33 protein-coding genes and 1 pseudogene are annotated in these 25,375 nt (G+C 65.9%); 11 read left to right on the forward strand and 23 right to left on the reverse strand.

The features are described from left to right. Nucleotides 1-2: 2 nt before the first annotated feature. The 16 genes and pseudogenes from ACSH0F_RS04240 to ACSH0F_RS04315 form a co-directional block, all read right to left on the reverse strand. Nucleotides 3-2,192 (reverse strand): phage tail protein, encoded by a 2,190-nt coding sequence (locus tag ACSH0F_RS04240; protein WP_435200193.1) that lies wholly within the window; start codon nucleotides 2,190-2,192, stop codon nucleotides 3-5. 13 nt (nucleotides 2,193-2,205) lie between these two features. Then, nucleotides 2,206-2,628: an NlpC/P60 family protein gene (locus ACSH0F_RS04245; protein WP_435200195.1), complete on the reverse strand. Its 423-nt coding sequence runs from the start codon at nucleotides 2,626-2,628 to the stop codon at nucleotides 2,206-2,208. Beyond that, complete coding sequence (locus ACSH0F_RS04250) at nucleotides 2,625-3,440, reverse strand: DUF2163 domain-containing protein (protein ID WP_435200197.1); 816 nt, start codon at nucleotides 3,438-3,440, stop codon at nucleotides 2,625-2,627. Before ACSH0F_RS04250 ends, ACSH0F_RS04245 begins: the two co-directional genes overlap by 4 nt. Then, complete coding sequence (locus tag ACSH0F_RS04255) at nucleotides 3,437-5,746, reverse strand: DUF2460 domain-containing protein (RefSeq protein WP_435200199.1); 2,310 nt, start codon at nucleotides 5,744-5,746, stop codon at nucleotides 3,437-3,439. Before ACSH0F_RS04255 ends, ACSH0F_RS04250 begins: the two co-directional genes overlap by 4 nt. A gap of 276 nt (nucleotides 5,747-6,022) precedes the next feature. Continuing rightward, complete coding sequence (locus ACSH0F_RS04260) at nucleotides 6,023-6,601, reverse strand: tail tape measure protein (protein WP_435200201.1); 579 nt, start codon at nucleotides 6,599-6,601, stop codon at nucleotides 6,023-6,025. Continuing rightward, on the reverse strand, nucleotides 6,594-6,788 hold the full coding sequence (locus ACSH0F_RS04265; protein ID WP_435200203.1) for a phage tail assembly chaperone: 195 nt from the start codon (nucleotides 6,786-6,788) through the stop codon (nucleotides 6,594-6,596). The genes ACSH0F_RS04260 and ACSH0F_RS04265 overlap by 8 nt, the downstream gene beginning before the upstream one ends. After that, complete coding sequence (locus tag ACSH0F_RS04270; RefSeq protein ID WP_435200205.1) at nucleotides 6,785-7,090, reverse strand: gene transfer agent family protein; 306 nt, start codon at nucleotides 7,088-7,090, stop codon at nucleotides 6,785-6,787. The genes ACSH0F_RS04265 and ACSH0F_RS04270 overlap by 4 nt, the downstream gene beginning before the upstream one ends. Further along, nucleotides 7,087-7,494, reverse strand: a complete 408-nt coding sequence (locus ACSH0F_RS04275) for a phage major tail protein, TP901-1 family (RefSeq protein ID WP_435200207.1) — start codon at nucleotides 7,492-7,494, stop codon at nucleotides 7,087-7,089. The genes ACSH0F_RS04270 and ACSH0F_RS04275 overlap by 4 nt, the downstream gene beginning before the upstream one ends. A 6-nt stretch (nucleotides 7,495-7,500) precedes the next feature. Next, a complete protein-coding gene (gp17, locus tag ACSH0F_RS04280) occupies nucleotides 7,501-7,908 on the reverse strand; it encodes a tail completion protein gp17 (protein WP_435200209.1) in 408 nt (135 codons plus the stop codon). A 139-nt stretch (nucleotides 7,909-8,047) separates the two neighbouring features. Continuing rightward, nucleotides 8,048-8,584 (reverse strand): head-tail connector protein, encoded by a 537-nt coding sequence (locus ACSH0F_RS04285; RefSeq protein ID WP_435200211.1) that lies wholly within the window; start codon nucleotides 8,582-8,584, stop codon nucleotides 8,048-8,050. 313 nt (nucleotides 8,585-8,897) lie between these two features. Then, nucleotides 8,898-10,008: pseudogene (locus ACSH0F_RS04290) on the reverse strand (phage major capsid protein). 74 nt (nucleotides 10,009-10,082) lie between these two features. Then, a complete protein-coding gene (locus tag ACSH0F_RS04295) occupies nucleotides 10,083-10,493 on the reverse strand; it encodes an HK97 family phage prohead protease (protein ID WP_435200213.1) in 411 nt (136 codons plus the stop codon). Next, the gene (locus tag ACSH0F_RS04300; RefSeq protein WP_435200215.1) at nucleotides 10,490-10,798 is read right to left on the reverse strand and encodes a DUF6127 family protein; all 309 of its coding nucleotides are present in this window, start codon (nucleotides 10,796-10,798) and stop codon (nucleotides 10,490-10,492) included. The genes ACSH0F_RS04295 and ACSH0F_RS04300 overlap by 4 nt, the downstream gene beginning before the upstream one ends. Beyond that, complete coding sequence (locus tag ACSH0F_RS04305) at nucleotides 10,795-11,943, reverse strand: phage portal protein (RefSeq protein WP_435200217.1); 1,149 nt, start codon at nucleotides 11,941-11,943, stop codon at nucleotides 10,795-10,797. The genes ACSH0F_RS04300 and ACSH0F_RS04305 overlap by 4 nt, the downstream gene beginning before the upstream one ends. Before the next feature lie 14 nt (nucleotides 11,944-11,957). Continuing rightward, nucleotides 11,958-13,298, reverse strand: coding sequence for a DNA-packaging protein (locus ACSH0F_RS04310; RefSeq protein WP_435200219.1), 1,341 nt, complete (start codon nucleotides 13,296-13,298; stop codon nucleotides 11,958-11,960). Further along, a complete protein-coding gene (locus ACSH0F_RS04315; RefSeq protein ID WP_435200221.1) occupies nucleotides 13,295-13,912 on the reverse strand; it encodes a hypothetical protein in 618 nt (205 codons plus the stop codon). Before ACSH0F_RS04315 ends, ACSH0F_RS04310 begins: the two co-directional genes overlap by 4 nt. A gap of 418 nt (nucleotides 13,913-14,330) precedes the next feature. Between ACSH0F_RS04315 and ACSH0F_RS04320 the strand changes: the two genes are divergently transcribed. The 4 genes from ACSH0F_RS04320 to ACSH0F_RS04335 all read left to right on the forward strand — a co-directional run bounded on the left by ACSH0F_RS04320 (nucleotide 14,331) and on the right by ACSH0F_RS04335 (nucleotide 15,999). Next, nucleotides 14,331-14,984 (forward strand): YqaA family protein, encoded by a 654-nt coding sequence (locus tag ACSH0F_RS04320; protein ID WP_435200223.1) that lies wholly within the window; start codon nucleotides 14,331-14,333, stop codon nucleotides 14,982-14,984. Nucleotides 14,985-15,078: 94 nt separating this feature from the next. Next, entirely contained in the window at nucleotides 15,079-15,270 is a 192-nt protein-coding gene (locus ACSH0F_RS04325; protein ID WP_435200225.1) for a hypothetical protein, read from the forward strand. 83 nt (nucleotides 15,271-15,353) lie between these two features. Continuing rightward, entirely contained in the window at nucleotides 15,354-15,794 is a 441-nt protein-coding gene (locus ACSH0F_RS04330) for a hypothetical protein (RefSeq protein ID WP_435200227.1), read from the forward strand. Then, nucleotides 15,778-15,999, forward strand: a complete 222-nt coding sequence (locus ACSH0F_RS04335) for a helix-turn-helix transcriptional regulator (protein WP_435200229.1) — start codon at nucleotides 15,778-15,780, stop codon at nucleotides 15,997-15,999. The genes ACSH0F_RS04330 and ACSH0F_RS04335 overlap by 17 nt, the downstream gene beginning before the upstream one ends. Before the next feature lie 27 nt (nucleotides 16,000-16,026). On the opposite strand, the gene ACSH0F_RS04340 is transcribed toward ACSH0F_RS04335, so the two are convergent. Further along, complete coding sequence (locus ACSH0F_RS04340; RefSeq protein WP_435200231.1) at nucleotides 16,027-16,662, reverse strand: Crp/Fnr family transcriptional regulator; 636 nt, start codon at nucleotides 16,660-16,662, stop codon at nucleotides 16,027-16,029. A 117-nt stretch (nucleotides 16,663-16,779) separates the two neighbouring features. On the opposite strand from ACSH0F_RS04340, the gene ACSH0F_RS04345 reads away from it, so the two are divergent. Continuing rightward, nucleotides 16,780-17,628, forward strand: a complete 849-nt coding sequence (locus ACSH0F_RS04345) for a sterol desaturase family protein (RefSeq protein ID WP_435200232.1) — start codon at nucleotides 16,780-16,782, stop codon at nucleotides 17,626-17,628. A 45-nt stretch (nucleotides 17,629-17,673) separates the two neighbouring features. Here the strand turns inward: ACSH0F_RS04345 and ACSH0F_RS04350 are convergent, their stop codons facing one another. The 5 genes from ACSH0F_RS04350 to ACSH0F_RS04370 all read right to left on the reverse strand — a co-directional run bounded on the left by ACSH0F_RS04350 (nucleotide 17,674) and on the right by ACSH0F_RS04370 (nucleotide 20,994). Next, the gene (locus tag ACSH0F_RS04350; RefSeq protein ID WP_435200234.1) at nucleotides 17,674-18,105 is read right to left on the reverse strand and encodes an OsmC family protein; all 432 of its coding nucleotides are present in this window, start codon (nucleotides 18,103-18,105) and stop codon (nucleotides 17,674-17,676) included. 150 nt (nucleotides 18,106-18,255) lie between these two features. Next, entirely contained in the window at nucleotides 18,256-18,924 is a 669-nt protein-coding gene (locus tag ACSH0F_RS04355) for a hypothetical protein (protein WP_435200236.1), read from the reverse strand. Nucleotides 18,925-19,021: 97 nt separating this feature from the next. After that, nucleotides 19,022-20,272 (reverse strand): serine palmitoyltransferase, encoded by a 1,251-nt coding sequence (spt, locus tag ACSH0F_RS04360; protein ID WP_435200238.1) that lies wholly within the window; start codon nucleotides 20,270-20,272, stop codon nucleotides 19,022-19,024. Next, the gene (locus ACSH0F_RS04365) at nucleotides 20,272-20,514 is read right to left on the reverse strand and encodes an acyl carrier protein (RefSeq protein WP_435200240.1); all 243 of its coding nucleotides are present in this window, start codon (nucleotides 20,512-20,514) and stop codon (nucleotides 20,272-20,274) included. The genes spt and ACSH0F_RS04365 overlap by 1 nt, the downstream gene beginning before the upstream one ends. 111 nt (nucleotides 20,515-20,625) lie before the next feature. Next, nucleotides 20,626-20,994, reverse strand: a complete 369-nt coding sequence (locus ACSH0F_RS04370) for a response regulator (RefSeq protein WP_435200242.1) — start codon at nucleotides 20,992-20,994, stop codon at nucleotides 20,626-20,628. Nucleotides 20,995-21,045: 51 nt separating this feature from the next. Here ACSH0F_RS04370 and ACSH0F_RS04375 point away from each other — a divergent pair, with 51 nt between their 5' ends. From ACSH0F_RS04375 to ACSH0F_RS04395, 5 genes are read left to right on the forward strand one after another with little or no spacing between them, the layout of a single operon-like run. Further along, on the forward strand, nucleotides 21,046-21,336 hold the full coding sequence (locus tag ACSH0F_RS04375; protein ID WP_435200244.1) for a DUF3572 domain-containing protein: 291 nt from the start codon (nucleotides 21,046-21,048) through the stop codon (nucleotides 21,334-21,336). Further along, complete coding sequence (locus ACSH0F_RS04380) at nucleotides 21,333-21,962, forward strand: HAD family hydrolase (RefSeq protein WP_435200246.1); 630 nt, start codon at nucleotides 21,333-21,335, stop codon at nucleotides 21,960-21,962. Before ACSH0F_RS04375 ends, ACSH0F_RS04380 begins: the two co-directional genes overlap by 4 nt. Beyond that, a complete protein-coding gene (locus ACSH0F_RS04385) occupies nucleotides 21,959-22,414 on the forward strand; it encodes a RidA family protein (protein ID WP_435200248.1) in 456 nt (151 codons plus the stop codon). Before ACSH0F_RS04380 ends, ACSH0F_RS04385 begins: the two co-directional genes overlap by 4 nt. Beyond that, nucleotides 22,389-23,159: a glycerophosphodiester phosphodiesterase family protein gene (locus ACSH0F_RS04390; RefSeq protein WP_435200250.1), complete on the forward strand. Its 771-nt coding sequence runs from the start codon at nucleotides 22,389-22,391 to the stop codon at nucleotides 23,157-23,159. Before ACSH0F_RS04385 ends, ACSH0F_RS04390 begins: the two co-directional genes overlap by 26 nt. Further along, entirely contained in the window at nucleotides 23,156-24,295 is a 1,140-nt protein-coding gene (locus ACSH0F_RS04395; protein WP_435200252.1) for a GNAT family N-acetyltransferase, read from the forward strand. Before ACSH0F_RS04390 ends, ACSH0F_RS04395 begins: the two co-directional genes overlap by 4 nt. A gap of 3 nt (nucleotides 24,296-24,298) precedes the next feature. On the opposite strand, the gene ACSH0F_RS04400 is transcribed toward ACSH0F_RS04395, so the two are convergent. Then, on the reverse strand, nucleotides 24,299-24,628 hold the full coding sequence (locus ACSH0F_RS04400) for a hypothetical protein (RefSeq protein WP_435200254.1): 330 nt from the start codon (nucleotides 24,626-24,628) through the stop codon (nucleotides 24,299-24,301). A 281-nt stretch (nucleotides 24,629-24,909) separates the two neighbouring features. On the opposite strand from ACSH0F_RS04400, the gene dksA reads away from it, so the two are divergent. Next, nucleotides 24,910-25,371, forward strand: a complete 462-nt coding sequence (gene dksA / locus ACSH0F_RS04405) for an RNA polymerase-binding protein DksA (protein ID WP_278329593.1) — start codon at nucleotides 24,910-24,912, stop codon at nucleotides 25,369-25,371. Nucleotides 25,372-25,375 lie beyond the last annotated feature (4 nt).

Genomic DNA, 25,375 nt, shown 5'->3' on the forward strand with positions numbered 1-25,375 from the left:
TGTCAGGAAAGGAGTGGTAGGGTGCCGAGCCGGAGGGCGGCGGACTTTGAGAAACTGCCCTGCTGCCGGACCCAGACTGCCGCGCCGCCAAACCGGGTCTGCAAGTCCACCGTGACGGTCGCGTCCAGAGCGAAGCCGGGCTGTTTCGAAGTGTAGACGCGGTGCGGGGCGTCGATGGGGCCAATACCGATCTCGTAGCTTTCCTGCTGTTCGATCAACGGGACTTCCGCATCGTACAGCCATGTCCACCCGCCACGCGCGCGGCGTGTCCAGCCGCAGGAAAGCGCGCCGTCTGCAAAGCGCAGCCAGCCATGGCAAGGGAACGGCGGGCGCCTGCTGCTGCCCGCGTTCTCTAGCTGCGCATAAACAGGCGCCATATCGGCGAGGCCGATGGCAGCAAAGCTGCCGGTGTCGGCCTTGAGGAGGACACTCTCCCTCAGCGGAAGAAGGCGCTCGTCGAGTAGTGTAACGGGCGTTTCGGCAGGATGGCTCACGCGTGCGTGATGCTCGGTTGCGCCACGACCTCGAAGCAGTCCGGAGATGCACCAGAATCCTTCGCCAAGCGGTTCGACCCTTGCGAACTGGATAATTTCCGAACCGGCGAGCAGCCGGTTGGCGCCGCGCGCAATCGTCTCGGGCGTCGCCGATGCGAGACGCGCGTCTGTATCGTCCAGCTGCACGAGGGCACTGGCCCCCGGATCCAAGCGGAAGAGTGATCCGGGCGGGAGAGTTTGCGCCAGCTTGCCGCCGATGGCGCGACGCTGCGGTGCTTCGCCGACGGGCTCAAGCGATGTCCCCTGCTGCGTATAAAGCGCCGCGCCCGACCATGGCCCGCTCGGCGCACCGACGGCAGCAAACGCGCGCACGCGATCGGGCGATCCGAACCCGTCCCACGGCAATTCGAACACGCGCAGACGGCTCGGCTGCGCCGGCAGGTCGCGCGGATGCCAGCCCGAACCGGGGTCGGAAGGCAGCGATTCGCTCGGCAGGTCGAGCGAGCGGACGAGCTGCAACTCGATCCCTGCCTCGCGCCATTCCCACGAAGCGATGCGCCATTCGCCCGGCACGCCAGGGGCGCGCACCAGCGAACCTGGCTGAAGCGTCGGATCGAGTTCGGCGACGCGCCACGAGAGTGTTTCCTGTGCGATCGACTCTCGCGCCGCTGCATCGCGCAGCAGGCCGCGAGCGTTCTCGGCAGAAAGCACGCCCGGGAACTCGACTTGCTCGCGTCGCCCGGTGGGCGAGGCGCTTTCCGAGCGTTGCAGGCCCGGCTGGTAATCGCGCGCCGGGTCGTAATACCGCAGGGCCGAAAGCGCCGCGCCGCCAGCAGATTTTCGTGCCTGCGCGACACCGTCCTCGCGTCCGAAATCCCCATCGCTCCAGCGCGCGGCGGCAGGCAGTGTGGGGATGGTTTCGTCTGCGCGTACGGTCGGCAGAACCTCTACTCCCGCGTCCGACAGCTTGGGCGCAAGAGGGTTGAAGCGATCAATCAGCGAGAGGACTTGCGCAACCGACCCGCCGTCGTGAACGAACCCCTCGAGCACGGGCATGGGAGCCGCGCTGGCGGTTTCGGAAACGTCCTCTATCAGCGCCTCGACCAGCGAGCTGCCGGACCCCGCCAGCACCTCGAAGCTCAGCGCCGGAATGCGGTTGCCGAAATCGGCCAGTTGCAGGTCTTCGAAAACTGCATAGGCACAACCGCGATGGGCGGGGCATTCGGCCCCGAGAGCGGCTGCCAACAGCGGGTCGCAGTCCTGGTCTGCATGGCCCTTGTGTATTCGCAGCGTGCCGCCGGATTTCATGTCGCCAGCCGCGCCGCGCAGCAGATTGCCGTCCGCCCGGATGCGGCCGATGCCGTCGATCGGGCGGCTGGAGAGCGCCACTGCGAACGAAACGCTATAGCTGTACTCGGTCGTCTTCGGCCTACCCTTGCCGCCGCCTTGGGTTTCCGAACTTTCGACCAGGTCGGTCGCCCAGATGATCGTGCCCGGTGCGCGCACGCGCCCGTAGTGGCGGGCGATCGGTTGGCCGTAGCTCGAGGTCGAGACTGCGAGTTCCTTGAGGCGGGGGCTTTCCAGCTTGGGGCTGCCGGCGATCGCGCCGTCGATTTGCCGACCGAGTAGCGTGCCGATCGCGCCGCCCAGCGGGCCGCCGATAAGCGTGCCGATGCCGCCGATGATAAGCGTTGCCATGTTGTTTGTCCTGTCAGGAGGCGCGCAGGCGCCAGTGGTGCTCGATCGGCCAGCCGAGCGGACCGTTGTGGACCGCGACGCGCCGCAGCCCGGCATGGGCGTGCACGAAATAATCCGGGCGGAGCGCTATGAGCAGGTGGCTCTGTGCTGGTCCGGGGGTGACGAGAAGCAGGTCGCCACGTGTGATTTGGCCGGATTTGGGGGTTCTTGCAGCATCGAAGCCGTTGCCGTGAGCCAGCACGAGGAAGCGCGCGATATTCGCATTCCGCAGACCGTAGCCCTCGGGAATACGCGGCGCGATGCCACAGTCCGCCAGCGCGCAGGCGACAAGGCCCACGCAATCGAGCCCATGCTGCGGGCAGCGGCCATGAAGCGCGAAGGGGGTTCCGATGAGCGCCTCCGCCGCCCGGGCGAAAGCATCGGCACGCGCACTCATCGTGGCTGCGGGTACTGGGCGAGCAGATCGTTGCCCGGCAGGAACGGTTCGCCGCGAAAGTTGGCGGCATTGTCGAAGCGCGAAGCGCAGGTCGCGATGGTGCGGTCGCAGCCCTCGCGAATGCGAACGCGCAGGCCGATGGCGATGGCGGGATCGAGCGGTCGGTCGAGCGTGATGCCATCGGCAGACGCTGCGATGATCCGCATGGGCAAGCCGGTCTGCGGCCCTTCCATCGGGCGCAGTTCACCGAGCGCATGAGGCCGATGATCTTCGATATCGAGCGTCAGGCGATTGCGGCTCGCATCGAAGGCCTGGACATGTGCCTCCCGCTCGAAGGCGACGGGCGACAGCGCGCAGCCTGGCCCACAGAAGCGCGCGCGGCAGGTGGGGCTCGAAACCGGTACCGGGTCGACATCGAGGTCGGCCTTGGCCGAACGCAGCTGCGCACTGAACCCTCCTGCCTCCTGTGCGATGGATCCGATCGAGCCGCCATAGAGCTGCGCGCGCTCGAGCGTCTCCCAATCCACGATCCCGCTCACTACGCGCGCCTCGTCGAACAGGCCGGCGGCAAGATCCTCTGCCCGGATGCTATCGTGGGTGAGCGCCCCTTCGACCTCGCTCTCGTCGTCTTCGAAGCCGATGCTGCGGCGCACGGCGCTGGGCAGCATCCCCGGCGCGGCGCGGTGGAGCAGGCCGTCGAACCACAGATCGCGGTCGTGCGTGGTGAAGCCGAGCGCGACCCCGTCCTTGCGATAGACCCGCCACCAGGCGGCCGCCGTATCAAGATCGCGGGCGAAGAAGACCCTACTCATGCGTCCTCGCGAATTTCGATCAGAGGCACGGATGGTGCCTCACCCGCTGCAAAGGCCGCACCGCTCACGTCGAGGCGATCTTCGGCGAAGCGCACGGGCACGTCGAATGCGAACCCTGCGCGCAGCTCCGCGCCGTCGGGCGGGGCTGTATCGAAGCGGATCCAGCCCTTGCCGTCATGCGTCCATCCGCTCGTCTCGGCACCGTCCACGCTGACGCGGATCGTCGCCTCGCGCGGGCGGGTGATGGTACGCCGCTGCTCGTCGTAGAGCTTGGCGAGCTGGAACCGCGTAGTCCCGCCATCGCCGGTGCCGAGCGGCTGGTCCGCCGCGCCCGGCGCATCGGTCATGCCCCTCGAGCTGAAGTCGTAGGGCTCGCGGAAGCGGAAGCCGCGCGCAGGCCCGTGCCGCGCCCGGAAGAAGGCGAGCAGCGAAGCAAGCTCCTTTTCCGAGCGGACACCCGGCCCGACATCGTAACGCAGCCGCGCGTCGGACCACAGGGCGTTGCGCCGCTCGTGGCCCGAGGCCGTCACCGCGACCGTGGTGGAAAACTCGGGGCTGACCGTGGCGTCGCGCCCCAGCGCGAGCGGGTAGGAGACATCGTCGAAAGGTTGCACATCGTCCTCCATGGTGGGCAATCTGGTGTATCCGTCGCGCGCGACCTGCGGCAGCGCCCAGACGAAGCGCTGGGAGATGCCGCGTTCCCGCGCCTCGTCGAGCGCGCGGTCGATGATCGGCCAGTAGCTTTCCGCATTTTCCGGCAGCAGGACGAAGCCGGACATGTAGTCGGTCGCCTCTACCGGATAGCCGAGATGCGCGTCGACAAAGGCATAGGCATCGCGTCGCGCGCCTTCGTGGCCGCCCGTTAGCCAGTCGTAATCTTCGACTTGCAGGCGATCGAAGGCCGGCCAGGCCCATTCTTTCGGCAGCGAAGCGCGGTAGAGTTCGGGCATATCGGTGGACAGGATGGTGGGGGTGAAGGTCAGCAGCAGGATTTCGGCATCGCCAAGCGCCTGATCGCGCACGGCCTGAGCGAGACTCGTCGTGCTGGCGGCAAGCAGCGAACCCGCCTGATCCAGCAGCTGCTTCTGTCCGTCGTCCAGTGGCAAGCGCAGATCGGTAATGATCGGAGGCCCTCCTCCGAACGCGGCTTTCGCTTTCGCGTCGTAAAGGCAGGGCGCACCCGTATCGGGCTGCACCCACCACCATGGCTCCCCGATCTGAAACAGGGGCTTCCCCCCGGCCGCTTCGAGCAGGGCGACGAATTGCGTGGCGATGGATTGCAGGAACCGCATCGCACTTGCATGCGCCGGCGAGAGGAGCATCGACGGCGGATCCCAGCCGGTCAGTCCGGGGCTGCCGTCCCATGCCCGCTGCGCCCACCAGTCGGGACAGTGGTCTGCCAGCAACTCGTATGACAGCGAAACGATCGGCGCGAGTTCGGCCTCGACCGCAGCCTCGAAATAAGCGGCATGCCAGCGCTCGGCCGGGGTGCAGAGCCGACCTGCAAACGCAACCAGCAGTGAGTCGCCGAAGGGATTGAGCCGGAAGTAGTGGCTCATCCCGACATAGTGGATGACCCGGCCACGATAACCGAGCCCGATGATCGAGCGCACCAGGCGCGCCGGCGTCTGGTTGAAGCTGTCGTCATAAGCGGTGGCAATCTGCTCGCCATGCGGGGGCAGCAGTACGTCGCCGATCGCGAGCATCGCGCGTTCGCCTTGGCAGTCCATGTTGGTGATCTCGGCCCAGCCGTCGACGCGCGCGGGCAGGAGCGCGCTGCTGCCCTCGACATAGCCCTGCGGCACCAAGCTGATGAACATGCGATCGATGTCGCCGGGATGAACCCGCTCGCCGGGCAGGCCGTATCCGGATTCGAGCTCCGAGAAACGCAGCTCGATCCGCGCATCGGTCGGCGTGCCGCTGGCATAGTTCCACAGGCGCACATACCAGCTGTGCGGATTGCCCGCGGCATCGCGGCCCTCGATGGTCAGCGTCGGCCCGTGCGGCACGTCGAGCGGCAGGATACCGTCGCTGCGCCAGCGGAACCGCAGCACGCAATGCGAATAGTCGCGCCTGGTCTCGTAGGCGAGCAGCGGATGGTCGAGCGTGTCCGCGCTGTCCCAGATGAGCCCGGCCAGCTCGCCCTTGTGATGGAACTCGCAATCGATGCGCATCGCGTCATGCGATGTGCTGACCACGCTGGCCATCATCGGGCGGGGGAAATTGACGGTCCAGAAGCGCGGATCGAACCGCGTGATCCAGTCGCTATGCTGTCCGTGGCGTTTGCGAGCGAGCCAGAAGGGCATAAGTTTTCCTTTTTGTTGGCCTCAAGCGCCGGCGGCTGCATCCGCAGCCTTGGCTATCCTCGCTCATGCGGACTGCGTCCGCGTCGCTGCGGGCGGCCGGTCGGCCTTGCCTCGCCTTCGGCTCGGTGCTCTGGGAGGGGTGAAGTACGTGCTGGATCCGGGCCGGCGGAGGCCCTGCAAGGGCGACCGCCCGCCCGCAGCGGGTGCAGCTTGCTGCACGTCTAGCGAGGACGCGCCGACGGATGTCGGTGCGAAAAACAAACACCCCGCTTGAGGCTAAACAGATAACGCCCGCCGCACTGCCGCTGCCACTTGGCGCGAGCTGCGCTGCATGGCGACCGGTGCGCTGGTGCCGCGCGGCGTGGAGAGGTTGATGGCGACACGCACATCAGTGCTTTTGCTGCTGCTGCCGGTATTCGGCTCCACGCGGCCCGCGCTGGTGGGCACGAACAGTTCGGGCCCGCGCTCGCCCACGAGATAAGGCTTGTCGGGGCCGACGAGGCCGCCGGTCGCACGGCCGGGGAGGCCGAACAGAGCGCCGAGTGCGCCCTGGAACAGGCCGCCGAAACCGCCCGACTGCCCGCCCTTGCCACCGAACAGCGAGTCCAGCCCCAATTGCAGCGCCTGCGCCGCGATCTGGTCGAGCGCCGCGGTGGCGGTCCGCTTCAGATCGTCGAAGCCGAGGCTGCCTTTGCGGAGCGCGCTCAGCAGCCCGCGTTCGAGCACATCGCCGGCCTTATCGAAGCCGTCCATCAGCGTGCCGTCGAAGGTGCCGCGCATCTGTTGCATGTCGGCGGCAAAGGCCTGCGTATCGGCCCGGACAGAGACGATTAGCTCGTCGATATCGTCAACCATTGTCGTCCCTTTCGATCATCCGCGCGATCTGGTCGCGGCTGGGTGGGGTCGTGCTGTCTTGTGGCGGCGCGAGGCTGGCAAGCAGCTCCGCCGGGGTCGCGTTCCAGAAGGTGTCGGGCGTCCAGCTAAGCGCGCTCGCGGCCAACCCTGCACAGCGCAGCGCCATGTCCGCGAAGCGCTCGCTCATCCCGACCCTTTCAGGATTTCGCCGAGCAGCACGCGCAGCGGTTTGGCGCTGGCGGCCAGGCCCTGCGCCATGACTGCGTCGCCCACCGCCTCGCGCCCGATGTGCTCGCGATCCGCAAGGCAATGCCAGAACAGCGCGACGATCTCGGCGAGGCGCAACTTGCCCGCGCCCGCCCGCTCGACCAGCGCAAATAGGGGGCCGAGTTCTTCCTCGGCGCGGACGAGCGCATCGAAGCTGGGGCGAAGGAGGTGGTCCTTTCCGCCAATACTGAGCGTCGCCTCGCCGCGAACCTTATTGCTCATAGCGGCACCACCTGGCCCGAGCTTTCGAGCTGGACCGAGTACGTCCGCTCGCCGTTGAAATCGCCCGCGTAATCGAGCCGCTGGACGAGGAACTGGCCGCGCATCTTTGCGCCGTCCTCGAACGACAGCTCATAGGCATCGAGCGTTCCGGCGAGCGCGTTGGCGCGCATCCGGTCCTCGGCATCGGAGCCGAGGAAAATCCCGCTCGCCGAAACCGAGACCGAGCGCGTTCCTGCGCCCGACAACAGCTCGCGCCAGCCGCCCGATTCCTTGGTGGTGACGACGACGGTGTCGCCATTGATCGACATCTGCGTGGTGCGCAGGCCGGCGACGGTCTCGTAAGTCTCCGGCGATCCGCCGTCCCCGATCTTGAGGAGGAAGGCGGCGCCTTTCTGGGCTGTCATGGCGAATTACTCCGTTGCGAAAATGAGGAAGCGATATTCGAGCAGCACCGCGCGGGCGCTGCGGGCGCGGCGTTCGACGCGGCTGCGCAGGAATTGCGTGGTCGCCACGCGGAAGCCGGTCTGGCCGGGGGCGAGCGTGGCAATGCGATGTTCGATCTGCGCTGCAATGGCTGCGGTTGCGGCCGGATCGTCGGTCCGGTCGACCAATTCGAAGGCGATGCGGACTTCGCGGCCCGCGCCGCTCTTGTGGCTGCGATCCGCCGCTGCGGAGGCGACGATGGCAAGCGAAGGTGGGCTGGCGGCGACCGGCCCTTCCTCCTCGACCGCATTGAGCAGTCCGGCGAGCGTGCTGTCGGCACGCAGCCAGTCGACCAGCGCGCGGCGCAGGGCGCTTTCCATCATTAGGATGCTCATTCGGGCCTCCGGGTGAAGTCGGGCCACAGCAGGCGCGGCTGGCGCCAACGGGCTGGATCGCTTCGACGGTGAAGTTCGGCGCGGGCCTTGGCGATGTTTGCGGCGCGGCGAGTGAGGGCGCGAGTCACGGCGGCGAAGCTCACAGCTTCATCCTGCGCCATGGCCGCCAGAGCGCTGCAACGGCGCTGGGCAGGGCCGTATCGCCGCCCTGATCGCGCTCGCGATAGGCATGGGCGGCGAAGCGCACGATGCCATGGCGCAGGCCGGAATCGAGCGCCGCCCAGTCCTCTGCCAGACCGGCGGTGTAACTGACGTCGAGAGAGGTTTCGGCGATGTTCCCGGTGAGCCGGATGCGCGTGGTATCCGTCTCGCTGCCGATCTCGAAGTCGGACGGGTCAAGCAGCCGCGATGAACCGCCCGATCCGACGGCCTCGACCGTTCCGAGCCCCACGAAGGGACGCGTATGCAGGGTCTGCCACTCGCGAGAGGCCGGCACGCGCTCGCGCACCGTTATCTTGAGCGGCGCCAGCCTGGTGAAATTTTCGCACATCGCCCCGGCCGCATCGAGCAGGTTCGCAAGAACGGCATCGTCCCGCGTCCCCCCGATCGCCAGCCAGGTCTTGAGCTCGGCAAGCGGGAGCTGGGTGAACTCGGCCTGCGTCACGATTTGGCGCATGGAATTGGTGTCCTTTGTTTGGGCCTCAAGCGCCGGCGGCTGCATCCGCAGCCTTGGCTATCCTCGCTCATGCGGACTGCGTCCGCGTCGCTGCGGGCGGCCAGTCGGCCTTGCCTCGGCTTCGCCTCGGTTCTCTGGGAGAGGAAATGTCTGCGCTGGATCCGGGCCGGCGGAGGCCCGGCAAGGGCGACCGCCCGCCCGCAGCGGGTGCAGCTTGCTGCACGTCTAGCGAGGACGCAGCCGCGGATGCGGCTGCGAAAAGCAAAAAACAAACGGGCCCGAAAAGGGGACCCCGAGCCCGTCTGCCAGCTCCTTACAGCTCGATCTTCAGGAGCTTGATCGCATTGCTGTCCAGCACCTGCCCGCCCACGCGCTTGGTGGCGTAGAAGTGGACGAAGGGCTTGTTGGTGAAGGGATCGCGCAGCACCTGCGTGGCGCTGCGTTCGGCAATCAGATAGCCGTGGCGGAAATTGCCGAAGGCGATCGGGCTGGCCTTCGACCAGGCCCGGCTGCCACAGGAACACGCCATCGGCGGTCTTGAGCTTGCGGACTTCGGCCAGCGTCGCGGAATTCATCACGAAGCTCGCGCCCTGGCGATGGCCGGCTTTCAGCGTGTGGACGAGGTCGATCAGCTTCGCATCGGGATTGGTGTCGAACCCGTCCGCATCGCCGCTCCCGACATATTGCAGCGCGCCGAAATTGCGGCTGCCGTCGGCCTGCGCCGAAACCGGCGCATTGAGGAAGCCCTCGGGCTGGTTGAAGCCGGTGCCGTTGACGAAGGCGGCTCCTTCGGCGCGGGCGAACTCCATCGCGATCTCGCTCGCCAGCCAGCTTTCGAGGTCGAAGCCCGCATCGTCGAGCATGGCCTGCGATGCCGCCGGATTGGCGTAGAGTTCGCCCGTCGGCGGTGCGATCTCGCTGAAGCTCGGCGTGTCGGTTTCGGGACGGCCATCGGTTTCGCTGACCCAGCCCGAGGCGGTGCCGCCGGTGGAGACGAGCTTGCGATATCCCGCGCTGCCGGTCTGCACGACCTGCGCGATGGCGCGGATCGGGCTGATCTCGGTTAGCTCGCGAGCTATCATCGCATCGATCTGGCGCGGCACGGCATAGCCGCCGTCGGACGGCACGGCCCCGCTGATCGACTTGTATTCCGCCGTCGCGCCGCGGCGCAGATAGCTGTCCACGAAGCCCTTCACTTCGGGCGCGGCCTGCTCGGCACCGCCGATGACGGGGCGGGCGGGGCGCGTTGCGGCCTGGGCGATCTTGTCGACGCGGGCCTTCACCTCGTCGACATCGGAGCGCAGGGCAGAGACGTCGGCCTCGGTCTTGTCCTGGCGCGCGACGATGTCGAAGCTCGCCTCGGCCTGGCTCGCAGCGGGGTCGGTCGCCACGGCCGTCGCGGCGGGGGTCACGGTAATATCCATAGAGGTATTCGCCTTTCTTCTGGGCACAAAAAAGCCGCCCGGAAGGCGGCGGGGGAAACTGGTGTAGGTCGGTTTCAAGTGGTGAGATGAATGCGAGCATCCGGTTGCAACGGATGCGTCACGACGCTGACCTCGAAAAGTTCGATATCGGCGAGCTCGCGCCCGGCCTCGGTATGCCAATAGGCGCGTGCGCGATAGCCGAAGCTGAGGCCGTTCACCGCGCGGTCGCGGAGCAGTTTCGCAGCGCGGCCATCGGGGTTGTCTATCTGTGCGACGATGCGCAGCCCGCGCTCGTCTTCGCCCGCGGTTTCGACCCAGCCGATGCGCTGGTCGGGGCGGTGCTGCCAATAGAGCGGGAAGGGCGCGCGGCGCTCGGCGAGGGTCCTGCGGAAAGCGCCGGGACGTATCGTGTCGCGCACGCCATCGGCGCGGTCGAACAGGGCGGCATAGCCAGCGATGCGCAAAGTCTTCTGGAGCGCCGTCACGACAGCATCTCCCCGACGCCCAGCCGCACCGCGATGCCGACCAGCAGCAGCGCCAGCACCCCGCGGACCAGCCACTCGACCGCCGCCTTCCACGCACTCGCCTTGGCATCGCGCCAGGCGGAGAGCAGCTCGCGCAGCTCGTCGATATCGTCCTGCGCCCGCGCGTCCGACAGGCCGAGCCGGTCGAGCACACGGTTCGCACCGAGCTCGCTCGCCTCCTCCACGATGGCGCGCAGTGTGATGAGCTCGCCCCATTCGGTCGCCGCCTGCGCGATCAGGCGGGCGAGCATGTCTTCTCTGGTCATCGGATGGTCTCCTGCGGCGCAATGCCCAGCATCGCGCGCTTTTCTTCGGCGCTGAGGAAATCGGCGGCGCTGACCCTCTCCCACAGCTTCTCGCGGTCTTCCGCCAGCGCAGGCACGCGGTCGAGATCGACGCTGGGCGCGGTCTTGAACCAGTCGCTCATCCCGGTGTGGAGGCCGTTCAGGATCTTGCCCGCCAGCGGCAGCAGCGTGAGCCGCCACAGCGCGCGGCTCGCCTCGCGGTAGTTGGCGTATGTGTTGTCGCCCGGCAGGCCGAGCAGCATGGGCGGCACGCCGAAGGCCAGCGCGATGTCGCGCGTCGCCGCGGCCTTGAGCGTGGCGAAATCCATGTCGGCGGGCGAAAGACTCATCGCCTTCCAGTCGAGCCCGCCTTCGAGCAGCATCGGCCGCCCCGCATTGGCATGGCCCTGGAAGGCGCTCTGCAGTTCGGCCTTGAGCCGGTCGAACTGTTCGCTCGTCAGCCCCGCCGCATCTCCGCCGTCATAGACCAGCGCGCCGCTCGGCCGCGCCGCATTGGCGAGCAGCGCGCGATTCCACTCGCTCGCCGCATTGTGGATTGCGACGGCAGGAGCGGCGGCGGCGAGACAGCCTGCGCCGTAATGGTCGTCCGCCGGGTGGAAGCCCTTGAGGTGGACGACGTTCGGCCATCCGTCCTCGTCCTCCAGCGGAATGGTCAGCGTGCGATCGGCGAGGACGTAGCGATAGGCGCTCGGCCAGCCATCCTCGCCCGCCACCACCTGCACGCGCTCGGGCCGCAGCGGATAGAGCTCGATGGGCACGCCTGCGCCGTCCTTGACGATCTGCACATAGGCATTGCCGTGCAGCGTCAATTGCGCCGCCAGCACCTCGAGCAGCGGCTGCGACCCGCAGGAACAGGCGAGCAGCTGCGCCAGCCGCTCGTCCTCGCAGGCGATGGGCGCGCCGCCGACCCCCTCGGCCACGATCCTGACGGACCGCTGCGCGATCGGATTGGCGAGATACCCCGCGCGCACCGCGCTGGCATAATCGAACGGCATCGGCCCCGCATCGAGCGCCGTCGCCCAGGGGGAGATAAAGCCACGCGAAACAGGCACGCGCGACTGGCCCCCGCCCTTGAAGGCGGAGGCGATACTGGTGAGGAAGGACATGGGAATTCCTTAAGTCAGACGTTTCGTATTCGGGGCCGACCGCGCCGCCCCAGCATCAGCTCGCTCAGCGCCCAGACCAGCGCGTCGGCACGGTCCGGACTTCGCCCCGGTCCTTCGTAGCCGCCGCCGGTCATCAGCCCGCACAGCTGGTCCTCCAGCTTCGCGAACAGGCCGGCGTGCCGCACCCGTCCGCTTTCGTAGAGTGCGGCGATCGGCTCGGCGCGCGCGACCTTGCCGCGGCTGGCGTGGACCAGCGTCAGCGGCAGGGCGAGGTCGGCGGCGCGCAATACGCTGCCGACCATCTGGCCGCCCTGGTTCGCTTCGGCCACTACGCGGTCGGCCTGCCAGGCGTTCGCCGCCTCGGCCACGGCCCGCGCCCAGCGCTCGGGCGAGGGGCGGGCGAGCGAGCAATCGGCCAGCACCTGCGCCACGCCGTTCTCGCCCACGCCGCACACCACGATGCCGCATTCGTCGCCGCGCTCGCTGGCGGGCGGATCGACGCCCATCACCACGCGCGCCATCGGCACGGCGCTGTCCGTATCGCGGCACCGCTCGATCAGCGATCGCGACCACAGCGCGCCCTCGACATCCTCCAGCAATTCCCCGCCCAGTTCCTGCCGCCCCAGCGCGGTGTCGCCATATTCCGCGGCCATCGTGACGAGGAACTTGGCGGGCAGATTGGCGGCATTGTCGTGCGTCGTGCCGCGTGTCAGCGTAAGTCCCTGTGTCCGGCCCGGATCGAGCAGGCGGCGGATCAGCGCAACCACGCGCGGCGTCGTCGTCGCCGTGATGCGCGGGTCGTCCCCAAGACGCATGCCCATCAGGAGATTGTCCCATGTGCGGATGGCGCGGTCGTGACTGGCCGGCCATTTCGCGATCTCGTCGCACCAGGCATGGCTGTGCTGCGGGCCTCGTAAACCCTCCGGCTCGGCTGCGGAGTACAGCGTGGCCTGCGCTCCGTTCGGCCAGCTGAGTCGCCGTAGCGAAGGTTCGAATACCGGCGCGCCGCCCGCCGCTTCCGCGCAGCAGGCCAGCAGCCCGCTTTCGCCTTCGACCATGACGGCCCGGCCTTCGCCCAGATTGGCAGCCACCAGCGCGATGCGCGCTTCGGGGTTCTTCTCCGCGACGAAGCGTACCCACTCCGCCCCGGCGCGGGTCTTGCCGAACCCGCGCCCGGCCATGATCAGCCAGACGAACCATTGATCGTCGCGCGGCAGCTGGCCTGCATGTGCGTGATTGCGGAAGTCGCCGTGGAAGGCGTTGCGTTCTTCCTCGCTCAGGCCGTGGATGAAAACCTCGCGCTCGACCGGGGTGAGGCGCGCCCATATGCCGGGTCGCGAAACGGTATCGCTCATGCCGGTGCGATGTCCCGGCCAGCCACCTTCCTGCGCAATTCCTCGACCTTGCGATCGATGGTTTCGCGGATCTGCGCGGCGCTGACATTGGCGCGCTGGGCCCGCTCCTTCGCGATGGTTTCCTTGTGCGCGGCAAGCAGGCGCAGCGCCACGGCGACGTCCATCTTGCGGTCGGGAGACGGATTGCGCAGGTACCCCAGCACTTCCATTTCCAGATTGGCATAGCCTTCGAACAGCGCCTCGCGCCACGCAGCGGCAAAACCGCTATCCGCGCGGCGGGTGCGATAGACCTCACCCGGCTTGACCCCGGCCACCGTGGCAGAGGCAGAGACGTTGGAGGTGGCCGCCAGTTCTTCGAGAAACACGGTCTTCCACCGGTCCGCCTTGCGCCGGGCCGCGCTGTGGGTGTTCGCCTTGCGCCCGCTGAGGGCGAAGATCTCCAGCGCCTCGTCCCAGGCTCGGCTGAAGCTGCTGCACACCTTCTTGCGGGCATAGGGGCCGGCGGTGGTGATGCCGGCGGCCCTGGCGGCGGCGGTCACCTTGCCGAACTGCTTGAGCCCTTCGATGAAGCTATCCTCCCACCAGGGGCGATCGCCCGAACGTTCGTTTGTCATCCGTCCCTCCCGGAATGTGGCCGATTGTCGATGGCGGAACGCAAAAGCGGCCCGCCGACCGAGGGGGTAGGGGGGCCGCATGCTCCAGCCGGGTGGCCGGTGAATCACACTATCGCGATGTTCCAGTTATGTACCCAAAGAGCGTGACGATGTCAATGAAAAAGTGCCAAATAGGTTCGTGCATCGGCGTTTCCAACGAGGTGTTCCGAGCCGCAGGCGAGGCAAGGGCGGAAGTGCACCTTTGGTGCGCTGGCCAAAGGCCACCTGCACGCCCGCCCGCAGAGGGTACGGCTTGCCGTACATCTAGCGAGGACGCGCCCGCGGATGCGGGGACGAAAAACAAGGATTCCTCCGTTGCCCATGGCCCGACCTTGCCCTACCTCGCAAAGTCTTCAACGCCTGGGGTCCTGCCAACATCATGCTCATGAAACCGCTGCGCGGTCTGTACGAATGGACCATGGAAAAGGCCTCGCATCCCCATGCGGAATGGTGGCTGGCGTTCTTCTGCTTCGTCGAATCGAGCTTCTTCCCGATCCCGCCGCACCCGCTGCTCGGCCTGATGTGCCTGGCGGAGCCGAACAAGGCGATCCGTTTCTCGGTGATCGCCACGCTGTCCTCGGTGGCGGGCGCGCTGCTCGGCTATGCGATCGGCTGGGGGCTTTACGATACGGTCGGCGTGTGGCTGATCGGCACGCTCGGCCTGACCGAGGCCTTCCCTGTCGCCGCCTGCCATCTGCGAGAGTACGATTTCGAGGCGATCCTGATCGCCGGCGCGACGCCGGTGCCGTTCAAGCTGCTGACGATCACCGCCGGCTTCGTCGGCATGAACCTCGTGACCTTCGTGCTCTCCAGCCTGTTCGCCCGCGCGCTGATCTTCATGACCGTGGGCATATTGTTCCGCGTCTTCGGCGCACCGATCAAGCGGGTGATCGACAAATACCTCGGCACGGTGACGACGGTGTTCGTGCTGCTGGTGGTCGGCGGCATCCTGGTGCTGACCCAGCTCGGCGGCAGCGAGGACGAGGACGGCGGGCCGTGCGCGAATGTGAGCGAGGTGCGCGCCGGACCCTGAGGCGCTGGCGATGTCCCTGCCGCCCGCTATGCCGTGGCGGATAGCCGTGATAGCTCGGTGCTCTCATTCCCCTGTCGCCCAACGGAGTCCGCCAATGAACATTTTCGACCGCCTCGATATGACCACCTTCGGGCGCATCTTCGTGGCGATCGGTCTTCTGTTGGCACTGGCCAAGTGGTTTCTGGACATGGACCGGATCGGGAACTGGACGCTGGTGTTCCTGATCCCCGGCGTGATCCTGACCTTTCTGGGCAACCGGCGTGCGGCGCGAACCTCTGACGATTAGGCTGTCGTAGTGCGGCAGAATCGCGCTTGACTTCTGAGTAACCTCAAGGTTACATGTAACCTGTAAGTTACAAGGAGCAGGCGATGAACGACGATTTCGAGAAAGCGGAGCGGTTTTCGCATGGCCGCGCACTGGCGGCGCCCTTCCTCGGCTTGCTGGTGCTGCTGGCGCAGCAGGGCACGCTCTATGTCTTCGATTGGGGCAGCGATTCGCTGGTGCAGATTTTCGTGTGGCTGGGTTTCGCCATCGTCATGCTGGCCCTGCTGCTTACCGGCGGGGCGTGGATCCTGCCTGCGCGCGTGCGGCGCATCGCCGATGACGAGGTCTCGCGCGCCAATCGCCAGGTCGCGATCGTCACGGGCTATATCGTCGCGATGGTGGTCTGCTTGCTGGTCTGGGCGATCTCGCCATTCGAGCCGCTTCATGCGCAGCGCGCCGCGAACATGATCGTTTCCACCAGCCTCGGCACCGCCTTCGTTGCCTACGGTCTCAGGGAAGCGCTGGGCAATGCCGCTGGAGATTGAAAACAGCATTCGCCGCTATCGCGAGGAAGCGGGGCTGACCCAGGCCGAACTGGCGGCGCGAATGGCGGTCAGCCGCAAGACGGTGAACACTGTCGAAAACGGAGTATTCCAGCCCTCCGTGGCAGTTGCGCTGAAATTTGCAGCGGTGCTGGGCGAGCCGGTCGAAACGCTCTTCTCGCTGCTGGACGATGAAGCGCAGCGCTGACGCTGCGCGTGGCTTGAAACTGGCGATCTACTCCAGCGCGAACAGCCCCAGCGCCGCGCGGTCGGGGATCGCGATGCTGCCGTAGCCGCGCGTCACCAGCTTGTGTTGCTGCAATTCGCCCAGCGCCGCATTGGCGGTGGCACGGGTGATGCCGAGCAGCTCGGCGAGTTCCTGCTGGGTGATGGCGACGCTCGCAGGCCCGTCGCCCGGACCGGCCATATTGGCGAGCAGCCCCGCCATGCGCGCCGGATTGGTGCCGCGCCGCATACCGGCCAGCTGGCCGAGCGTGTCTTGCAACTGCTCCGACAGCGCGCCGAGCAGCGCGCGCATCGAGGCGGGGTAATTGCCCAGCGCATCGAGGAAGGTCTTCGCGCCGATCAGCCGCAAGCTACTTTCCCCGCGCGACACCGCATCGACGATCCGCGGTCGCCGCGCGAAGACTGCCAGCTCACCATAGGAATCGCCCGGGCCGAGCAGGGCGACTGCGCGAAAATCGCCGTCGCGCCCGAACTGGCCCACCATGACCGCGCCCTCTTCGATCAGCCAAAAGCCGTCGGCCACTTGCCCGCGCTGCTGGATGATCTGTCCGTCGGCGAATTGTCGCAGCTGTGCCCCGCGCTTCAAATGCGCCTGAAGCCCCGCATCGAGGCTGGCGAACAGCATCGGTGCAGCCAGCGATCGCCGAGTGGCGGAAGATTGTAAAAATCCCGACATTCTTTCGCTTCGGTAAAGGCTAACCCGGGAATAGACAAGCACACGCAATTTTGTCGGAGACCCGCAATGCCCACCTCAACCCTGGCGATCGTCGCGATCTATTTCGGTTATGCCGCGCTCGAACTGTGGCGCTCCAACCTCTTCGGCAAGGCGGAGCAGACCCGCGACGACGGGATCGTCGAAGCAGTCAGCATGACCATGCTGCTGGCGGTGACCCAGCCTGCGGTATTGTTTTCGGCAGGCACCATCGCCGACATGATCGCTCCGCACTATGCCGGTGCGCTGTCGGGACTGAATGTGTTTGCGGCGATCGCGCTGTTTCTGGTGGCGGACGACATGCTGCAATATTGGTGGCACCGCGCGAGCCATTCGACGCACTGGCTCTACAACCTCCACCGCGCCCATCACAACGCGCGCTACATTAGCGTGCGGCTCGTCTACCGGAACAACGTGATCTATTACGCGCTGATGCCGAGCCTGTGGATGTCGGGCGTGCTGATCTGGCTGGGGCTGGGCTGGGTCTATGCGGGCTATATCGTGGTGAAGCTGCTGGTGATCACCGGCGCGCATTCGGATGTTGCCTGGGACAAGCCGCTCTACCGCATCGGCTGGCTCTCGCCCGTCATGTGGGTGGTGGAGCGGACGATCTCGACACCCGCCACGCACCATGCCCACCACGGTCGCCATGCGGACGATCCGGCGGTGCAGTACAAGGGCAATTACGGAAATCTGCTGTTCTTCTGGGACGTGCTGTTCGGCACCGCAAAGATCACGCGCACCTATCCGCAAAGCTACGGCGTGGAGAACCTCGCTCCGGCGACGCTCGGCCAGCAATTGCTGTGGCCGATCATCCCGGAAAACAAGGGCGAGACCTGCGAACCGGTTGGAGAGGAGGCGGCACCCGAGGCTGCCTGACCAAGGGCCCGGCTAGATATCGCATCCGGCCGGGCCGCATAGCAATCAGCCTTCGAACTTGGTCTCCAGCGTGATCTCGGCATTCAGCAGCTTCGAGATCGGACAATTGGCCTTGGCATCGGCGGCCAATTCCTCGAACTTCGCCTGATCCATTCCGGGGACCTTGCCCTTGGTGGACAGCGCCGATTTGGTCACCGTGAACCCGTCGCCGTCCTTCTCCAGGCTGACTTCGGCGCTGGTGGTGACGCTGCCGTCGGTATGGCCGGCTTCCGCCAGCCTGAACGAGAGGGCCATGGTAAAGCAGCTGGCATGGGCCGCCGCGATGAGTTCTTCCGGGTTGGTCCCGGCCTTGTCCTCGAAGCGGGTCTGGAACCCGTAGGGTTGGGCGGCGAGGGCCCCGGAGCCGGTCGAGACGTGGCCTTTGCCGTCCTTGCCGAGGCCTTCGTAAGTGGCGCTGCCGTGTTTCGTGATGGTCATGATTGGGAAACTCCTTTCGCCTCCCCAGCGAGCGGCAGGCGAGAGGGTTCCGCCTCTTCCTACATCATGATCCGAACCTTCATCCTTCAATTTAGAAGACCGGCCGAAAGAAAAGGGCGACCGCGATGGCCGCCCTCTTGCGTTGTGCGATCAATCGTCGTCGCGGCGACGATCCCTGCGCCTCTCGCGCCGGTCGCGACGCTGGTCCCTGCGCGCTTCCTGTCGGCGATCGCGCCGGGCTTCGCGCCTCGCGTCTCGTCGGCGGTCCTGCCGAGCCTCGCGCCGCGCTTCCTGACGGGCGCGCTGGCGTGCTTGCTGACGCTGCTGCTGTCTTGCTTGCTGGCGCACGCGTTGCCGCGCTTCCTGGCGTGCCTCGCGGCGGCGTTCCGCGCGTTGCTGCTGGCGATAATCCCTGCGTGCTTCCTGACGGCGTTCGCGGCGGACTTCGCGGCGACGTTCGGCCCTGCGCTCCTGCCGGTAATCGCGCCTACGATCCGCACGACGTTCGGCGCGGCGTTCCCACCGGTCCCAATTGCTGCGCAAGCGGCGCTGGTCGCGGATCTGGGCACGGCGGGCCAGCCAATAGCGTTGCTGGCGCGCGTTCCAGCGATGGCGACGGCGGTCCCGGTCGTACACGTAGTAGCCGGTGCCCGGATAGTAGAAGTCGTCGTACCAGCCGTAATAGCGGTCGTCGTAATAGCCGTCGCCGTAATATCCGGCGCTACCGACCGACAAGCCGCCGTAGGATCCGACGCTGCAGGCGCCGAGCAATGTGGTGCCGGCGGCAACCGCCAGCGCTGTTCGTTTGGATAGTCCCATCCCGTAATCTCCTGAATTCGTTGGAGACGGTCTAGGGGGTGGGCATTGAACGCGTTGTGAACCCGCGGTCAGGCGGGGTTCATGCGGGCCGAACGGCTCAGATTATGCCGATTTGCTTGCCTGCTTTCTCGAAGATCGAGAGGATCTCTCCGACCTCCTCCTCGCTATGCTCGGCGCAGAGCGAGCAGCGCAACAGCGTCATGTTGGCAGGCGTCGCCGGCGGCCTCGCGAGATTCACGTAGAGCCCGCCCTGGATCAGCGCCTCCCACATCGCGGCGCCCTGCTGAAGGTCGGGCATGATCACCGCAATGATCGCGCTCTGCGGTTCCTCGGTGCCGAGCTTGAAGCCGAGATCCTTCAGGCCCTTGTGCAGCGCCTTCGAATTCTCCCACAGATGCGCGCGCTTGTTCGATCCATGCATCAGCTTGCGGATCGAGGTGCAGGCGGTCGCCACTACGCTGGGCGGCAGCGAGGCAGTGAAGACATAGGGGCGACAGACGAGGCGCATGATCTCGAACTTGGGATGGTTCGAAACGCAGAAGCCGCCGACCGTGCCAACGCTCTTGGAGAAGGTGCCGATGATGAAATCGACATCGTCGATCACGCCCGCATCCTCGACCACGCCGCGGCCGTTTTCGCCGATGAAACCCATCGAATGCGCTTCGTCGACCAGCACCATCGCGCCGTATTTCTTGGCGACCGCGACCATTTCCTTCAGCGGCGCGACATCGCCGAGCATCGAGTAGACGCCTTCCAGGATCACCAGCTTGCCCGCGCCTTCGGGAATGCGCTTGAGGCGCTTTTCCATCGCCTCGATATCGTTGTGCTTGAACGGCACGACTTCGGCCTGGCCCAGGGCGCAGCCGTCCCAGATGCTGGCATGGCTGTCGATGTCGAGGACGATGTAGTCGCCCTTGCCGGCGATGGTGCTGATGATCCCGAGATTGGCCTGGTAACCGGTCGAGAAGACCATCGCATGGTCCATCTCGTAGTAGTCCATCAGCGCCTGCTCGACTTCCTTGTGGCCTTGGTACGTTCCGTTCAGCACGCGGCTGCCGGTGGTCCCGGTACCGAAATCGGACAGCGCCTGCTTGCCCGCTTCGACCACGTCGGGGTCGAAGGTCATGCCCATGTAGTTGTAGGTGCCGAGCAAGATGGTATCGCGCCCGTTGCAGATCGCACGGGTGGGCGACAGGACCTTTTCCATGACCAGGTTGAAAGGGTCTTCCTGCCCGCTCGACAGCAAGCCTTCACGCAGGGCGATGACGTCGTCGAACTTCGAGAACAGGTCCTTGCCTTCGCCCTCGAGCGCCTGCGGCTGGTCCGGCTGGCTGATACCCTCGCTCATCAGTCGGCCTGCAGCTTGGTCACGGCGTCGACCAGCTGGCCATAATTCTCGATCTCGGCCTGCTGGTTCATCGAGATGATGATATCGAACTCGTCCTCGATCTCGGCCACGAAATCCATCACCGTCAGGCTGTCGAATTCGAGATCGTTTTGGAAAGTCGTCTCGTCCTTGATCGCGATGCCCTTCTTGTTGAACGGCTCGATCAGCGAGCGGATTTTGGTGTCGACTTCGGCGCGGTCCATGCAGGTGGTCCAATTCTGTTGGTGGGCAGCATCAATGCTGCAAGATAGACGCGCGGCAAAGCGGTCTAAGGGGGTCTTTGTCAAGGTTTCGCGCGCGCCGGAAGACGCGGATCAATCCGCAATCAGGCTGCGCACCTTGGCCATGAACGGGGTGATCGAGACCGGTTTCGCCAGGTAATCCGCCGCCCCCGCTTCGCGAATGCGTTCCTCGTCGCCCTTGCCTGCATAGGCAGTGACGGCGAGTATCGGGACCTCCGCCATCGCCGTGTCGCGCTTCAGCTGGGCGATCAAATCGACCCCGCTGATATTCGGCAGCTGGATGTCCATGATGACGAGATGGGGGGTGAATTTCTTCGCCGTCGCGACCACGTTGGAGCCGTCGGCAACGGGAACGACTTCATAGCCGTTGGCTTTGAGGACATCGCAGAACAACTTGCGATTGAGATCGTTGTCCTCGACAACCAGAATTCTCTTAGCCACGCGGCGATGCCTCCTTGCCTTGGGGCTGCGCCATATGGAAAACGACAGGACGTGACAATCATTCGCGAGACATCGAGCAGACACGGCGAAACCCGCGCCCCCGAAGTGCTGGCGCTGGAAGCGCTCGGCTGGGCGCTGGCGGACGAAGCACGGGCGGACCGGCTGCTTTCCCTGACCGGTCTCACGCCGGAGCATCTGCGCCACGGGATTGAGGACCGCGCCGTGCAGGCCGCCGTGCTGGAATTCCTCGCTAATCACGAGCCCGACCTCGTGCTGGCGGCGGACAATCTGCAGACCACGCCCGAAGCCCTCGTTGCCGCCCATAGGGAGCTGTCCGCATGAGCCGCCCGCTGATCATCTCCGACTGCGACGAGGTCCTGCTCTACATGGTCTCGCCCTTCCGCGACTGGCTGGCCGAGACGCAGGGCGTCGAATTCCGCATGGAGGGCAACGACTTCGGCAGCGCGCTGCGCTGGCAGGATAGCGGCGAAGTGCTCCCGCAAGAAGAAATCTGGCGCAAGCTGGGCGGGTTCTTCGATACCGAGATGCACCGCCAGACCGCCATTCCCGGCGCGATCGAGGGCCTCAACGCACTGGCCGACCACGCCGATGTCGTGGTGCTCACCAATCTGGTCGACAAGCGGCAGGAGATGCGCCGCGAGCAGCTCGCCGATCATGGTCTGGAAGCGCGGGTGTTTACCAACCAGGGTCCCAAAGGGCCGGCGCTGCAAGCGATCCTCGACGAATACCGGCCGAGCAAGGCGATCTTCATCGACGACCTGGCGCAGCATCACCGCTCGGCGCGCGAGACGCTGGACGAGATCACGACCCTTCACCTCTGCGGCGAGCCGATGATCGCCCCGCACATCGACTGCGCGCACAACTCGGGCCATGCCGACGCGCGGATCGATATGTGGGACCACGCGCTGCCCTGGCTGATGGAACGACTGGGAAAGGAGCCTGCATGAGCATTGCCGAACGCCTCGAGGAATTGAAGATCGTACTGCCGGAAGCTGCCGCTCCGGTGGCCAGCTACAAGCCGCTCGTCGTTCATGGCGGGATGGCATACGTCTCGGGCCAGTTGCCCTTCGTTTCTGGCAAGATCGTGACCGGGAAGCTGGGGGCCGAGATCGATCTGGAAAAAGGCCGCGAGGCGGCCCGAGCCTGCGGGCTGATGATCCTCGCCCAATTGAACGAAGCCGATTTGCTCGAGAAGGTGGAGCGGGTGGTGAAGCTCGGTGGGTTTGTCGCCAGCACGCCCGACTTCACCCAGCAGCCGCAGGTGGTGAACGGCGCCAGCGACCTGATGTACGAAGTCTTCGGCGATTGCGGTCGCCATGCCCGCGCCGCCGTCGGCGTGCCGGTTCTCCCGCTCGATGCCGCAGTCGAGGTCGATGCGATCATTGCTCTCAAGGCTTGATCAGCGCTTCGTCCCGCAGCTCGATCCGGGACGGGTCGGCTGGCTGGCCGAATGGACCTATGCCCATCGCGGGTTGCATGGCGCGGGCCGCATCGAAAATTCCGCCAGCGCCTTCCGCGCCGCAATCGCAGCAGGCTTCGGCATCGAATGCGACATCCAGCGCAGCGCCGACGATGTCGCCATGGTGTTCCATGACTGGGATTTCACGCGCCTGATCGGGCGACCGGAAAAATCCGCCAGCCTGACCGCCGCAGAGTGGAAGACGCTGAGCTATCTGGAGGGCGAGGAGCCGCCGATCGCTTTGGCCGACCTGCTCGAACTGGTCGCCGGAAGCGTCCCGATCCTTGTCGAGATCAAGTCGAAGCGCGGCTACGATGTCGAGCGGAGCTGCGAGGCGGTCGCCGAATGCCTTGAGAACTATGACGGCTTGCATGCCGTGATGAGCTTCGATCCCCGCGTCTCGCGCTGGTTTCGCAAACACAGCCCGAAGACAGTGCAGGGGCTGGTGATGCGCGAGGATGACAAGGGCTACACGCAGAAAGCCTGGCAGCGGCGCTTGACGCTATGGGCGGCGCGGCCCGAGTTTCTCGCCTATCATGTCGAGGCGCTCCCCAATCCGATGGTGTCGGCCTTGCGGGAAGCGGGCCTGCCGATAGCGACATGGACCGTGAGCACTCCGGCACTGGCAGAGCGCGCGCAGGCCAACGCCGATCTACTGATCGCGGAAGGCGAGGGCATCGGGTGAGCGAGGGAAATACAGAGCTTGCCGCCCGCGTTGCGGGCTCGGTCGGGGCATTCGACAAATCGGAATGGAACGCGCTGGCCGGCGACAATCCCTTCGTCCGTCACGAATTCCTGACCGCGCTGGAAGATTCGGGCAGCGTCGGTGCGAACACCGGCTGGCAGAGCGCGCCTATCATCGTTTCGGCGGAAGGCGGTCCGTTGCTGGCTGCAATGCCCGCCTATCTGAAAAGCCACAGCCAGGGCGAATACGTCTTCGACCATAGCTGGGCCGATGCTTACGAGCGGGCAGGCGGAAGCTATTACCCCAAGCTCCAAATCGCCGCGCCATTCACGCCCGCAACCGGGCCCCGTCTGCTCTTGGCGGACGACGCGCTTGCGGCGCCGCTACTGTCGGCCGCCGAGCAACTCTGCCTTCAGAACGGCTTTTCCTCCGCCCATGCGACGTTCGTCGAGCCGGACCAGCATGCTTTCTTCAAGGATGCCGGCTGGATGCTGCGATCGGATATCCAGTTCCACTGGCACAATCGCGGCTTCGCAGATTTCGACGACTTCCTCGCCAGCCTCGCCTCGCGCAAGCGCAAGGATCTGCGCAAGGAACGCGCAGCGGCGCAAAACGAGGTGGAGATCGTTCGCTTACTCGGCGAGGAGATCGCTCCCGAGCATTGGGACGCCTTCTGGTATTTCTACCAGGACACCGGCGCGCGCAAATGGGGACGGCCTTATCTGACACGCGAGGCCTTCGATCTTTTCTCCGAGCGAATGGGGGACCGTCTCTTGCTGGTGCTGGCTCTGCAGGAGGGTAAGCCGGTCGCCGGTGCGTTGAATTTCATTGGCGGCGATGCGCTCTACGGCCGCTACTGGGGCTGCTCGCGCGACATTCGCTTCCTGCATTTCGAGCTGTGCTATTACCAGGCGATCGACGCGGCGATCGAACTGGGCCTCTCGCGAGTGGAAGCCGGCGCACAGGGCGGTCACAAGCTGGCGCGGGGCTACGAACCGGTCGAGACTATTTCAGCCCACTGGCTCGCCGATCCGGGATTCCGCGAGGCGGTCGCCGATTTCCTGGAGCGGGAGCGGACGGGCGTCGCGGCGGACCGCAATTATCTCCGGGCCCGCACGCCCTTCAGGAAGGGCTGAGCGTCAGGCGACCTTCCGCTGGCCGTCTGCCAGCCACTCGCGGGCGCGGCGCTGCGCTTCGGCGATTTCGCGTGCGGTCATTTCGTCCGAAACATCGGCGCGGCACCAGGCGGCCTCTTCATGACCCTTCGACGCGGCGATGTTGAACCATTTGTGCGCCTCGATCATGTCGCAGATGCAACCGTGGCTGCCGGTCGAGAAAGCTACTCCCAGCGCATACAGCGCGTCGATCTTTCCGTTCACATAGGCTTCGAGCGAGCGGGCGATCAGGCTCGTCGCCTCCGCGCCCTGTTCGATCCTGCCAGCGCCACCTTCGATTTCGATCAGTGCCATCGTTACTCCCCCATTTCTTCTCCGGCCCCCTGCCGGTTTCCATGGGTTCGCGAATTATGGTCAATAAAAGGTTAACGGACACGCGAATAACTGCGCGCCGCGAGTCGACGAGTGCGCTTTTGCACCGCCTAAACGGCGAACCGCGGATACGTCGGGATTGCTGCTTGTGTGCATAGGGGCGCTTGCCTATAGGCCGCGCCCATCGGGACGGCGAGGCACCGGAAACATCCGGGCCTGCAGGACGACGGCGATCCGAGTGCAGTATTTGGGTGAGAAAGCGAATGGCCTCACTGGCTAACAGCGACACGGAAAAAAGGCTCGCGGAAGCGAAGGCCGCGATCGGCGCAAACTATACGCCGAGCGAAGACGAAGAATACATGTCCGAGCGCCAGCTCGACTATTTCCGCGTGTTGCTGCTCGACTGGAAGAAATCGATCCACGATGCTGCCGGTCAGACCTTGCAGTCGCTGCAGGACGGCCCGATCCGCGAACCCGATCTCAATGATCGTGCCTCGTCGGAGACCGACTGGGGTATCGAACTCCGAACCCGTGATCGCCAGCGCAAGCTGATCTCCAAGATCGATTCCGCCCTCCGGCTGATCGACGCAGGCGAATATGGCTATTGCGCGGTGACCGGCGACCCGATCGGCCTGAAAAGGCTGATTGCGCGCCCGGTGGCAACGATGACCGTCGAAGCGCAGGAAGCGCATGAACGGCGCGAAAAAGTTTCCCGCGACGACTGAGTTT

It is taken from the genome of Qipengyuania sp. 902, assembly GCF_051195295.1.
GTDB lineage: Bacteria > Pseudomonadota > Alphaproteobacteria > Sphingomonadales > Sphingomonadaceae > Qipengyuania.